Origin of the sequence: Neorhizobium sp. BETTINA12A, from assembly GCF_023006485.1 — a bacterium.
GTDB lineage: Bacteria > Pseudomonadota > Alphaproteobacteria > Rhizobiales > Rhizobiaceae > Neorhizobium.
The window spans coordinates 1-10429 of record NZ_JALBGW010000161.1 but is presented as its reverse complement, the minus strand read 5'-3'; the positions used below and the strand labels follow the sequence as shown (position 1 = coordinate 10429).

Sequence of the window (10429 nt, the reverse complement as noted above, 5' to 3'; positions counted from 1 at the left end):
CGGCCGTTCGGCCGGAGCCTGCTGTTGCCCCTCCTGGGGCTTGCGGCGTGGGCGCTGCTGCCCCTCGCCTTCCTGCGCATCCGGAGGAATGATGACCTGTTGCTGCACCTCGATGACGCCCGGCATCCGGCCGGCCTCGATGGCGGGTCTCATCTCCAAAGCGGGTCTCAAGGGGGCGGCACCGGCCGGCTGAAGCATCAGCGGCAGCGATATGAGAGGTGCTGCGACGCTGGCGAACAGTCTAAATTTTTTCGACATGGACATTTCCTCTTCTAGGGGTGTCATCCCTTTCATGCGCGTCCTTTATTGCCTTTTTCGGCGGACTTACGCGGCGGCTCAACTGTATTGCACCAAAATGGTTCCGTTGCAGCCTGTTGCCGACGGCCTGAACCTCGCATGAATGTATTGTTCATCGACAAAACCCAGGCAGACGTGCACGTAAAATGCCGTTGCAATTTTGTGCGAGCGGGTATCTAAAAATCCATTCGGGGCGCGCCTGCATGCGTGCCCCGTCTTCCTGCGGCCGAAAAAGACCAACACCGCAGGGTTGCCAACAGAGAGGATCAACATGAACATTTCCACCCGATTCCTTGCTGCCGCCTCGATCGCCGCTCTGTCGCTTTTCGCCGGTTCGGCGATGGCTCAGGAGAAACTCGTGATCGGCACCGAAGGCGCCTACCCGCCCTTCAACAACCTGGAAGCCAACGGCCAGCTCACCGGTTTCGACATCGATATCGCCAAGGCGCTCTGCGACGAAATGAAGGTCACCTGCACCTTCGTCACCAATGACTGGGACGGCATCATCCCGGCGCTGCAGTCGAAGAAATTCGATGCCATCATCGCTTCCATGTCGATTACCCCAGAGCGGAAGGAGCAGGTCACCTTCTCGAAGAAATATTACAACACCCCGCCGGCCATCGCTGTCCCGAAGGATTCGCCGATCAAGGAAGCGACTGCCGCCGGCCTCAAGGGCAAGACGATCGGCGCGCAGGGCTCCACCACCCATTCGAACTATGCCGAAAAGCATATGCCCGACTCGGAGCTGAAGCTTTATCCGACTGCCGACGAATACAAGCTCGACATCACCAACGGTCGTATCGATGCCGTCATCGACGATATCGTCGTGTTGTCGCAGTGGATCAAGTCGGACGCCGGCAAGTGCTGCAAGATCCTCAGCCCCCTGCCGATCGACGTCGACATCAATGGCGAAGGTGCGGGCATTGCGGTCCGCAAGGGCGAAACCGCGCTGGCCGACAAGTTCTCGGCCGCGATCCTCGCGATCCGCGCCAACGGCAAATACAAGGCCATCAACGACAAGTATTTCGATTTCGACGCCTACGGCAAGTAATCGACCGGAGAACCCGGTTAACGCCCGGCGGGAGGCTTGCCCTTCCGCCGTTTTTCTTTTTAATGGCGTCAATACAAGACAAAAGCGGCACACAAAAAGGCCGCAGGGGAAAACGACCTTATGAGCGGATTCTTTTCCGCCCTCCTTTCGGCGCTGGATCCGCTTTGCGGGCCCGTCGGGCTTTTTTCATTGTTCGGTTCCAGTAGCATCGTTGCCTGCGGCGAGGCCGGCTGGGGCGACGAGATCGCCTTCGGCGTCAAGGTGACGATCACGCTCGCGCTCGCGACGCTGCCTGTCGGGCTGGTCATCGGCTTCCTGATCGCGCTCGCCGCACAGTCCGAGGACAAGCTGTTGAGGCTTGCCGCCGGCATCTACACGACGATCTTCCGCGGCCTACCCGAACTGCTCACCCTGTTCATCGTCTATTACGGCCTGCAAATCCTCATCCAGGCTGTGCTCGCCTCCTTCGGCTACGCTGGGCGTGTCGAAATCAACGCCTTTTTCGCTGGCATGGCGGCGCTCGCTGTCGTCTTCTCCTCCTATTCCTCCGAGGTCCTGCTGTCGGCCTTCAGGGCGATCCCGCGTGGCCAGTACGAGGCGGGCGATGCGCTCGGTCTTCACCGCTCGCGCACCATGCTTCTTGTCATCCTGCCGCAGCTCATCCGTATCGCACTGCCCGGCCTCACCAATCTCTGGCTGATCCTCTTGAAGGACACGTCCTATGTCTCGGTCATCGGGCTTGCCGACATCCTGCGCCAGACCGGCATTGCCGCGCGCGTCAGCAAGGAAGCTTTCTTCTTCTACGGCATCGCCTGCCTGCTCTATCTGATCCTCGCGATGGTCTCGTCCGTTGGGCTCGGCTTCATCGAACGCTGGGCGAAACGTTCGGAGGGCCGTCGATGAGTTACGTCAAGGAACTGATCCCGCCACGCGCGCCTCCAGCCCTGATCGGCAGGCAGCTGGCGCCGGCGCGTATTGCCGGCATCCTGGTCCTGCTCGTCTGGGCAGCCCTTGCGATCGCGCTCGTCTTCATGATGATCAACGGCTGGAACGAGGATAAATTCCTGCGCTACGGCCCGCGCTATCTCCACGGCCTCTGGACCACCATTTCGCTGGTCGGCCTCGCCGTCATCCTCGGGGCCGTGCTGTCGGCACCGATCGCCTTCGCAAGGATGTCGAGAAACAAGGCGCTGAACGGCCTCGCCTATGCCTATGTCTACGTGTTTCGCAGCACGCCGCTGCTCGCCCAGCTGTTCATGATCTATTACGGGCTCGGCAGCTTCAAGCCGCAACTCGAAGCCGTCGATCTCTGGTGGTTCTTTCGCGAAGCCTGGTATTGCGGCCTTTTCTCGCTGACGCTCAATACCGCCGCCTATCAGGCGGAAATCCTGCGCGGCGCGATCGAAAGCGTACCGCGTGGCCAGCACGAGGGTGCGGCCGCGCTCGGCCTTTCCAAACGCAACGCCTTCCGCAAGGTCATCCTGCCGCAGGCGCTGATCGTCGCATTGCGCCCTTATGGCAACGAAATCGTGCTTCTGATCAAGGGATCGGCCGTCGTCGCGATCGTCACCGTCTTCGATCTGATGGGCGAGACACGCTACGCCTTCTCACGCACGTTCGATTATCAGACCTATCTCTGGGCGGCGATTTTCTACCTCGCCATCGTCGAAGCGCTGCGGCATCTCTGGGCCTTCATCGAGGCACGCCTGACGCGCCATCTGAAGCGCTAGCAGCACTCAGGCGAAACAGCTGCTAACATACTGTAAATTATCACGAATGTGCTCTTAAGGTGGAATTGTAAAGCTTCGGTTAAACATGGCATGTTCTCCTATCGGGTGACGCAACGACGTCACCGCGAAACAACAAACGGGAACTGCTTGCATGTCTGAAATGGAAATGATGCTGAAAGGCTACGGGCTGACGACCGCCCAGATCTTCTACCACCTGCCGGACCATCCCGCCCTGCTGCAAAGCTATGTCTGGCAGGACTACGACCTCGCCCCGGATTTTCCCGAGATGAACGGTTTTCTCAAATTCTGGCAGGAAAAGCTCGACGGCCCCCTGCATTCCGTCCGCTATGTCCATCGCAAGCTGATCTCGGCAAGCGAATGGCGGGCCGTCAAGGGCGAGATCATCCTGCACTAAGAAACAGCAGCCTCGCGTTTCAGACGTGCACTTCGCCATGAGCGAATTCGCCGTCGTCCGGCTCGCGATGCAGGGCTGAGAAAATCACGGCGGCATAAAGCAGCGTGACGAGCGCAATCACGCTCCACCCTGGCAGCGGACCGAGCGCGGCATTATTGACCGCCTCCGACCATGAAAAGACGACATCCGCCTCAGTATCGTTGGGCAGGAGTTTGGGCGTCGAGATCTTCAGAAGCCACGCCATCAGCAGGATGGCGTACATCCAGACGTAATTGCGCCTTACCCGGCGAAACAATGCTTCGCGATAGCTGATCAGGAAACAGGGATTGCGCAGGCTGCTGGCGATCGCCTGCGCCCAGTCGGGCTTGAGGTCCGCCTGCGGATAAAGCGCCTGCGCGAAGTAATGGCGTTCCAGCTTGCGGACCCTTGCGCGGTAGACGTCGAAGAAGCGGTATCGCCGTGCTTCGATCAGGAGAAGCAGCGAGATCAGCAGCATCGCAAACAGAACCACGCCGTGATGCGATGTCGGCGTCGACAGCGAGACCGACAGCAGCGCCGCCACCACCGTGATCGACCAGTTCGAGGTGCGGTCGATGCGGTCGCGCCAACTGGTCATCCGCCCGAGTTCGCCGCGGTAATAGTGGATGATCACATTGGCCTTTTCGGCGGAGGTCATCGGCAGCGACGGCGCGCGCCGCTCGACATTCTGCTCCAGCACGCTTTTGCCCTCATCGGCTGGCATGACCTTCTCCCGGAGGTGGTTCTCAAAAAGCCGTTCTGCTTTGACCTCTCAACGAATGAGCACCCGCCGCGTTCCCCCTGATGGACAAATGCCGGCTATCGGCTTAAAGCCGCCTGCGAAAAGAAGGACGCTGGCCATGAAGAAGATCGACGAGGAAGCCCTGGCAGAGGCCTATAACCGTGCGCTGGCGCTGGAGAAGGCGGGCGATATCGACGCAGCCGTCAAGGCCTATGAGCAGGTGCTCGAACTCGATCCCGAGGACCACGGCGGTGCCGCCGTGCGCATCGCGGCCATGGGCCGCGGCGAGACGCCCCCCAAGGCGCCGGACGCCTATGTGGAAACCCTGTTCGACCAGCATGCCGAAAGCTTCGAGGACATTCTCGTCGAGCAGCTGGGCTATGCGGTGCCCCTCATCGTGCGCCAGCGCCTGCAGGAGCTGAAGCTCGGGCCGTTCAAGCGGATGCTCGATCTCGGCTGCGGCACCGGGCTTACCGGCGGCACGCTGCGCGACATGGTCGACGATATTACCGGCATCGACATTTCCGAGAACATGGTTGAAATCGCGCACGAAAAGGATCTCTACGAGACGCTTTACGTGGCCGAAGTCGAGGATTTCCTCGAAGACAACGACGACGAGCCCTTTGACCTGGTGACCGCCACCGACGTGCTGCCCTATCTCGGCGCGCTGGAACCGCTGTTCTTCGGCGCGGCAGAAAACATGGCTCCCGGCGGCCTGTTCATCTTCTCCTCGGAGACCCTGCCCGACGAGAGCTTTGCCGGCCGGCCCTACATCGTCGGCCCGCATCAGCGTTTCGCCCATTCGGAAACCTATGTCCGCGAACGCCTCGCCGCCACCGGTTTCGAGCTTCTCGAAATCTCCGACATCAACGTGCGGATGCAGGACGGCAACCCGACGCCGGGCCATCTGGTGATCGCGCGGCTGATTGTAAAGTCATGACAATCTCAGGTTGAGAGCGCAATGGCAATTCTCGGCGCCGTCACAGGTGATGACAGGCGCCGAGCACGACCAAGCGTCCAAATCATCCTAGTGTTCGCGAACCATCTTCTCATCGTCCCTCTTCATCGGTAGTTTGCCCTCCGCAACGGAGGGATTCGGATGACGCCGCAGCGCTATCTTCTTGCCCAGGCCTATAACAACGCATGGGCCAACCATCGGCTGCTGAAAGCCTGCGGAGAGCTTTCGCGCGAAGAGCTGGATGCGACGCGAGTCAGCTTCTTCCCGTCGATCATCCATACCCTCAACCATATCCTGACCGTCGACTGGCTCTATATCAGCGCGCTCGAAGGCAATTGCCTCGGTCCCGCCGCCTTCGAGCCGGAGATTCCCTGTCCGCTCTTCGCCGATCTCGATCGTCAACAGCGCGCCGCCGACCGCCGCCTCATCGATCACTGTCGACGCTTGGATGAGAAAACGATCGCCGAGGAGATCCGGATTCCCCGGAACACTTTCGTGCAGGTCGAGCCTGCCGACCGGCTGCTGATGCATCTCTTCCAGCACCAGATCCATCATCGCGGCCAGGTTCACGCCATGCTGTCGGGAACCACCGTTCAATCGCCGCAGCTCGACGAGTTCTTCTGCACGGGCGAAGACCAATTGAGACAACAAGATTTTGCCGAACTGGGCTTCACCGAAGCCATGATCTGGAGTTGACCATGCTGTATTTCATCATCAAGGCCCTGCACATTCTGTCCGACTTCCTGCTGATCGGCGGCATGCTGATCAACGCCTTCGTCATCGGCATGGTGCCGCCGACGATCCGCACCGGCGTCATCTCGGCGCTCAGAAGATATGACCGCACCGTCACCACGGCCGCACTCGGCGGTGCCTGGCTTTTCGGCCTGTGGCTCGCCTTCGGCTACGGTTTTTACACTTCCGGCTGGTTCGGCTTCAAGTTCCTGATCGTCATCATGCTGTCGGCTCTGCACGGCATGCAGGGCGCCTGGATGCGCCGCATGGAAGCCGATCCGCATCTCGACCCGCCGGCCTTCGTGCGCGCCGGTCTGCCGATCGTCCTCGGCTCGGTCGTCGTCATCGTCGCGCTCGCGGTCATCAAGCCGTTCTGACCTGCTGCCCGGTCCTTGGCAATTTTCAGCGTGCCGCCAACGGAACCGCCGATCGAAATCTACGCTTTTCGCCGAACTGCGCTTTTCCGGACGTCGGCTTTGCTCTAATCCTCTGCCCAACAAAATTGTGGAGGTTCAGCATGGCGAAAGTGGCATTCATCGGTCTCGGGGTCATGGGTTATCCCATGGCGGGGCATCTCAAGGTCAAGGGCGGCCATGACGTCACCGTCTATAACCGCACGGCTGCCAAGGCCGAGGACTGGGCGAAAAAATTCGGTGGCAAGGCCGCAGCGACGCCGGCCGAAGCGGCCAGGGATGCCGATTTCGTGTTCGTCTGCGTCGGCAACGACGACGATCTCCGCTCGGTGACAATCACCGAGACCGGCGTTCTCGCCGGCATGAAACCGGGCGCGATCCTGATCGACAACACGACGGCCAGCGCCGAAGTCGCCCGCGAGCTCGATGCCGCGGCCCGGGAAAAAGGCGTCGGCTTCGTCGACGCACCGGTTTCGGGTGGCCAGGCGGGTGCCGAAAACGGCGTGCTCACCGTCATGTGCGGCGGCGACGAGGCGACGTTCGAGAAGGCCAAGCCGGTGATCGACGCCTATGCCCGCATGGTCGGCCTCATGGGTCCGGCAGGCGCCGGCCAGCTCACCAAGATGATGAACCAGATCTGCATCGCCGGCCTCGTGCAGGGGCTCGCGGAATCGATCCATTTCGGCAAGCAGGCCGGCCTCGACATCGAAAAGGTAATCGAGGTGATTTCCAAGGGTGCGGCCGGTTCGTGGCAGATGGAGAACCGCTACAAGACGATGAATGCCGGCAAATACGATTTCGGCTTTGCGGTCGACTGGATGCGTAAGGATCTCGACATCGTGCTGACCGAAGCCCGCCGCAACGGCGCCAAGCTGCCGGTCACGGCCCTCGTCGACCAGTTCTACGGCGACGTGCAGGCGATGGGCGGCAAGCGCTGGGATACGTCCTCGCTGCTCGCCCGGCTCGAAAAGAAATAGGCCGGCCATGATCGGCCCCTCCTCCGACGTCGCCGGGATCATCGCGCATCTCGAAACGCTGCGCTCGGAGGAGAACATTTCCGGCATGGCCCGTTTCGGCATTGTCACCGACAAGGCCGTCGGCATTTCCAATCCCGACCTGCAGAAGATCGCGCGGACCATCAAACGCGACCACGGCCGGGCGCTGGGCCTCTGGCGCACCGGCATCCGTGAAGCCCGCATGCTGGCGATCTATACCGCCGATCCCGCCGTACTGACGCCGGCCGAGGCGCGCGGATGGGCCGAGGATTTTGCCTCATGGGAAATCGTCGACACCGCCGCCGACCTTTTTACCGAAACGCCCTACTGGCAGGAGCTAGTTGCGGATTTCGCCGAGGATGACCGCGAATTCGTCCGCCGCACCGCGTTCGCGATGATCGCCGGCGCCGCCGTGCATCGCAAACAGGAACCGGACGAAACCTTCGTCGCCTATCTGCCGCTGATCGAGGCGCATTGCACCGACCCGCGCAATTTCGTCAGGAAGGCGGTCAACTGGGCGCTCCGCAATATCGGCAAGCGCAACCGTGCCTGCCACGTCCCTGCCCTGGCACTTGCCGAAAAGCTCGCCGCCTCGCCGGACAAGACCGCCCGCTGGATCGGCAAGGACGCTTTCAAGGAATTGTCGGGCGAGAAGCTTTTGGCGCGGTTGAAGGCTTAGCCGGCTTTACCAGCCCGATATTGCCGCGGCGTCGCGCCCGCAAACGTCCGAAATGCCTTGATGAAGGAACTCGTGCTTTCGAACCCGCAGGCAAGCCCGATTTCCGTTATCGGCTCCCGGCCGGCAAGCAGCATCTCCTTGGCCTTCACCATCCGCGCCCGATGCCGGAAATCGCGAAAACTCATGCCGAGTTCTGCGTCGAATCGCCGTGACAGCGTCCGCTCCGAAAGACGGGCAACTTCCGCCAGAGCACTGAAATCGAGATCCCGGTCGAGCTGTTCCAGCATCCGCGCGACGGCGACCGCCATGCCCGGCGACTGCGGTTTCGGCAACCACGTCTCGTCCTCGTCCGCCGCCAGTTCCTTCGCCACGGATGCGAGCGCCTTGAAGAAGGCATTCGCGGTTTCGTCGCATGAGGGGCGCCCCGTATCCCAACGCATGACGTGCAGGATCATCTGCCGCGCCAGATCGGAAAGACCGAAGACCCGGCAGGCGGGCAGCGGCGCTCCGAATTCGCGATCGCCGAACAGAACCGAGGACGCCGTGGCCGCCCCATTGCTGTGCACCGCAATCACCGTTCCCCTTGCGATCAACGCAGCCCTTTGCGGCGGCAGCATCCAGCGGCGGTCGCCGATATCGAGAACGAAGGTGCCGGCCGAGGCGTAAAGCAGGTAATCGGCATCGAAGGCCCGTTCGATCTCGAACGGCTCGTCGAACACCCGATGATAGGCATGAGAAATTGTCGCCATCGCTGCCGGACTTACCTATGCGACCTGCTGTCCCCGCATCTGCTTTAGCAGTTCGGCGGTGTCGAGCAATGCGGAATGATGCATGATCTTTCCGTCCTTCAGGACGAAGCTCCGGTAGGCGCGCACGCGGATGGGATTGCCGGAGGGTTCGACGCCCTTGAAAGCCGCCTGGTGCGTGCCGCACAATGTCAGCTCGCACATGACGCCATCGTCCTCGGCGGCCATCCGCTCGATCGTCCAGACAGCATCCGGCATGATCCGCTTCTGCACCGCCACCATGGCGCAATGCCCTTCCGAATTCGCCGGCGAATAGGCGGCCTCTTGATACTCGGCAGCGAAAAAACTTCCGAAGCGCTCGATCAGACCGCGGTTCCAGATCTCTTCGATATATCCGCGGACGATCGTTTTATTGGTCTTGGCCTGGTCCTGCATGGCGAGCTCCATTTGTTTCGATGAAGCCCAGATAAAACAAAACGGGCCGTATCAACTCGGCCCGTCCTGCCAGAAAATGATCCCGATCCGCCAAACGGCGAACTATTCCTCGCCCGACTTCTGGTTATCCAGCATCATGTAATCGAGCGGCAGCTCAGTCGTGTACTTGATCTGCTCCATTGCAAACACCGACGAGACGTCGCGGATCTCGATCTTGGCGATCAGGCGCTTATAGAAGGCGTCATAGGCGCCGATGTCCGGCACGACCACGCGCAGCAGGTAATCGACATCGCCGCTCATGCGGTAAAATTCGACGACTTCCGGGAAATCGACGACCACTTCCGAGAACCGCTTCAGCCATTCGATCGAGTGGCTGGCGGTGCGGATCGAGACGAAGACCGTGACCTTGGTATTGACCTTGACTGGATCGAGCAGCGCCACACGGCGACGGATGACGCCGTCCTCTTCCATCTTCTGGATGCGGCGCCAGCAAGGCGTGGTCGACAGGCCGACCTTCTTCGCGAGGTCCGCGACGGCGAGAGTGGAATCTTCCTGCAGAATGCGTAGTATCTTACGGTCGAGGCGGTCCATCAGAGTCCTTTCGAAATGATTTTTCGTTATACACCGAATTCGTGGCAGTTAACCGAAATTTGTTTCCCGTATCAAGCTATCCACATGCTGTCTTAGAACCGGCAGCAGATCCGTCTCGAACCATGGATTCTTTTTGAGCCAGCCGGTGTTGCGCCAGCTCGGATGCGGCAGCGGCAGGATCCTCGGCCCCTGGTTGGCGAAAACATAGTCTCGCCAGTTCTCTACCGTTTCCGTCATGCCCTTGCCTCGCCGGCTCCCCAGATGCCAGGCCTGCGCATAACCGCCGACGGCGATCACCAGTTCGATCTGCGGCATGGCGGCGATCACCCGGGACCGCCAGAACGGCGCACATTCGAGCCGCGGCGGCAGGTCGCTGCCCTTGGCATCGTAGCCTGGAAAACAGAAGCCCATCGGCACGATCGCGAAGTTTTTCGGATCATAGAATTCGTCGCGGGTCACCGCCATCCAGTCGCGCAGCCGATTTCCCGAGGCATCGTTGAATGGCAGCCCGCTTTCGTGCACCCGAAGCCCCGGCGCCTGCCCGGCGATCAGCACCCTCGCCGTCTTCGATAGCACGGCGACCGGCCGCGGCTCATGCGGCAGACGGTCGCCCTCGCCTTTCGCCGG

The 10429-nt window shown here is 61.0% G+C and carries 14 protein-coding genes and 1 pseudogene; 9 read left to right on the top strand and 6 right to left on the bottom strand.

Going from position 1 to position 10429, the window contains the following annotated elements:
* A pseudogene (locus MOV61_RS24875) lies at nt 1-258 on the bottom strand (OmpA family protein); the annotation flags it as partial.
* A 310-nt stretch (nt 259-568) separates the two neighbouring features.
* On the opposite strand from MOV61_RS24875, the gene MOV61_RS24870 reads away from it, so the two are divergent.
* From MOV61_RS24870 to MOV61_RS24855, 4 genes are all read left to right on the top strand, one after another.
* A complete protein-coding gene (locus MOV61_RS24870) occupies nt 569-1348 on the top strand; it encodes an ABC transporter substrate-binding protein (RefSeq protein ID WP_038542752.1) in 780 nt (259 codons plus the stop codon).
* 120 nt (nt 1349-1468) lie between these two features.
* Nucleotides 1469-2251: an ABC transporter permease gene (locus MOV61_RS24865; protein WP_247138512.1), complete on the top strand. Its 783-nt coding sequence runs from the start codon at nt 1469-1471 to the stop codon at nt 2249-2251.
* The gene (locus tag MOV61_RS24860) at nt 2248-3078 is read left to right on the top strand and encodes an ABC transporter permease (RefSeq protein ID WP_247138511.1); all 831 of its coding nucleotides are present in this window, start codon (nt 2248-2250) and stop codon (nt 3076-3078) included. Before MOV61_RS24865 ends, MOV61_RS24860 begins: the two co-directional genes overlap by 4 nt.
* Before the next feature lie 151 nt (nt 3079-3229).
* Nucleotides 3230-3493, top strand: a complete 264-nt coding sequence (locus MOV61_RS24855; RefSeq protein WP_247138510.1) for an usg protein — start codon at nt 3230-3232, stop codon at nt 3491-3493.
* Between the two features lie 19 nt (nt 3494-3512).
* Here the strand turns inward: MOV61_RS24855 and MOV61_RS24850 are convergent, their stop codons facing one another.
* On the bottom strand, nt 3513-4235 hold the full coding sequence (locus MOV61_RS24850) for a DUF2270 domain-containing protein (protein WP_247138509.1): 723 nt from the start codon (nt 4233-4235) through the stop codon (nt 3513-3515).
* Between the two features lie 136 nt (nt 4236-4371).
* Here MOV61_RS24850 and MOV61_RS24845 point away from each other — a divergent pair, with 136 nt between their 5' ends.
* From MOV61_RS24845 to MOV61_RS24825, 5 genes are all read left to right on the top strand, one after another.
* Nucleotides 4372-5193, top strand: coding sequence for a class I SAM-dependent methyltransferase (locus tag MOV61_RS24845; RefSeq protein ID WP_247138508.1), 822 nt, complete (start codon nt 4372-4374; stop codon nt 5191-5193).
* 159 nt (nt 5194-5352) lie between these two features.
* Nucleotides 5353-5907, top strand: a complete 555-nt coding sequence (locus MOV61_RS24840; protein WP_247138507.1) for a DinB family protein — start codon at nt 5353-5355, stop codon at nt 5905-5907.
* A 2-nt stretch (nt 5908-5909) separates the two neighbouring features.
* Nucleotides 5910-6320: a CopD family protein gene (locus MOV61_RS24835; RefSeq protein ID WP_247138506.1), complete on the top strand. Its 411-nt coding sequence runs from the start codon at nt 5910-5912 to the stop codon at nt 6318-6320.
* A 140-nt stretch (nt 6321-6460) separates the two neighbouring features.
* Complete coding sequence (locus tag MOV61_RS24830; protein ID WP_247138505.1) at nt 6461-7333, top strand: NAD(P)-dependent oxidoreductase; 873 nt, start codon at nt 6461-6463, stop codon at nt 7331-7333.
* 7 nt (nt 7334-7340) lie between these two features.
* Nucleotides 7341-8030 carry a DNA alkylation repair protein gene (locus MOV61_RS24825; protein ID WP_247138504.1) on the top strand — a complete coding sequence of 230 codons (690 nt, stop codon included), beginning with the start codon at nt 7341-7343 and terminating at the stop codon, nt 8028-8030.
* Here MOV61_RS24825 and MOV61_RS24820 read toward each other — a convergent pair.
* The 4 genes from MOV61_RS24820 to MOV61_RS24805 form a co-directional block, all read right to left on the bottom strand.
* Nucleotides 8027-8779: an AraC family transcriptional regulator gene (locus MOV61_RS24820; protein ID WP_247138503.1), complete on the bottom strand. Its 753-nt coding sequence runs from the start codon at nt 8777-8779 to the stop codon at nt 8027-8029. The two genes, MOV61_RS24825 and MOV61_RS24820, sit on opposite strands and share 4 nt — an antisense overlap.
* Nucleotides 8780-8794: 15 nt before the next feature.
* The gene (locus MOV61_RS24815; protein ID WP_247138502.1) at nt 8795-9211 is read right to left on the bottom strand and encodes an ester cyclase; all 417 of its coding nucleotides are present in this window, start codon (nt 9209-9211) and stop codon (nt 8795-8797) included.
* 102 nt (nt 9212-9313) lie between these two features.
* Nucleotides 9314-9802, bottom strand: coding sequence for an Lrp/AsnC family transcriptional regulator (locus MOV61_RS24810; protein ID WP_007771498.1), 489 nt, complete (start codon nt 9800-9802; stop codon nt 9314-9316).
* 48 nt (nt 9803-9850) lie between these two features.
* A partial coding sequence (locus MOV61_RS24805) for a uracil-DNA glycosylase family protein (RefSeq protein ID WP_247138501.1) occupies nt 9851-10429 on the bottom strand: 579 nt, incomplete at its 5' end.

Excerpts from the sequence above, each read along its gene's own strand:
- MOV61_RS24870 (WP_038542752.1), top strand. The coding sequence starts at position 569 with ATGAACATTTCCACCCGATTCCTTGCTGCCGCCTCGATCGCCGCTCTG.
- MOV61_RS24865 (WP_247138512.1), top strand. The coding sequence starts at position 1,469 with ATGAGCGGATTCTTTTCCGCCCTCCTTTCGGCGCTGGATCCGCTTTGC.
- MOV61_RS24860 (WP_247138511.1), top strand. The coding sequence starts at position 2,248 with ATGAGTTACGTCAAGGAACTGATCCCGCCACGCGCGCCTCCAGCCCTG.
- MOV61_RS24855 (WP_247138510.1), top strand. The coding sequence starts at position 3,230 with ATGTCTGAAATGGAAATGATGCTGAAAGGCTACGGGCTGACGACCGCC.
- MOV61_RS24850 (WP_247138509.1), bottom strand. The coding sequence starts at position 4,235 with ATGCCAGCCGATGAGGGCAAAAGCGTGCTGGAGCAGAATGTCGAGCGG.
- MOV61_RS24845 (WP_247138508.1), top strand. The coding sequence starts at position 4,372 with ATGAAGAAGATCGACGAGGAAGCCCTGGCAGAGGCCTATAACCGTGCG.
- MOV61_RS24840 (WP_247138507.1), top strand. The coding sequence starts at position 5,353 with ATGACGCCGCAGCGCTATCTTCTTGCCCAGGCCTATAACAACGCATGG.
- MOV61_RS24835 (WP_247138506.1), top strand. The coding sequence starts at position 5,910 with ATGCTGTATTTCATCATCAAGGCCCTGCACATTCTGTCCGACTTCCTG.
- MOV61_RS24830 (WP_247138505.1), top strand. The coding sequence starts at position 6,461 with ATGGCGAAAGTGGCATTCATCGGTCTCGGGGTCATGGGTTATCCCATG.
- MOV61_RS24825 (WP_247138504.1), top strand. The coding sequence starts at position 7,341 with ATGATCGGCCCCTCCTCCGACGTCGCCGGGATCATCGCGCATCTCGAA.
- MOV61_RS24820 (WP_247138503.1), bottom strand. The coding sequence starts at position 8,779 with ATGGCGACAATTTCTCATGCCTATCATCGGGTGTTCGACGAGCCGTTC.
- MOV61_RS24815 (WP_247138502.1), bottom strand. The coding sequence starts at position 9,211 with ATGCAGGACCAGGCCAAGACCAATAAAACGATCGTCCGCGGATATATC.
- MOV61_RS24810 (WP_007771498.1), bottom strand. The coding sequence starts at position 9,802 with ATGGACCGCCTCGACCGTAAGATACTACGCATTCTGCAGGAAGATTCC.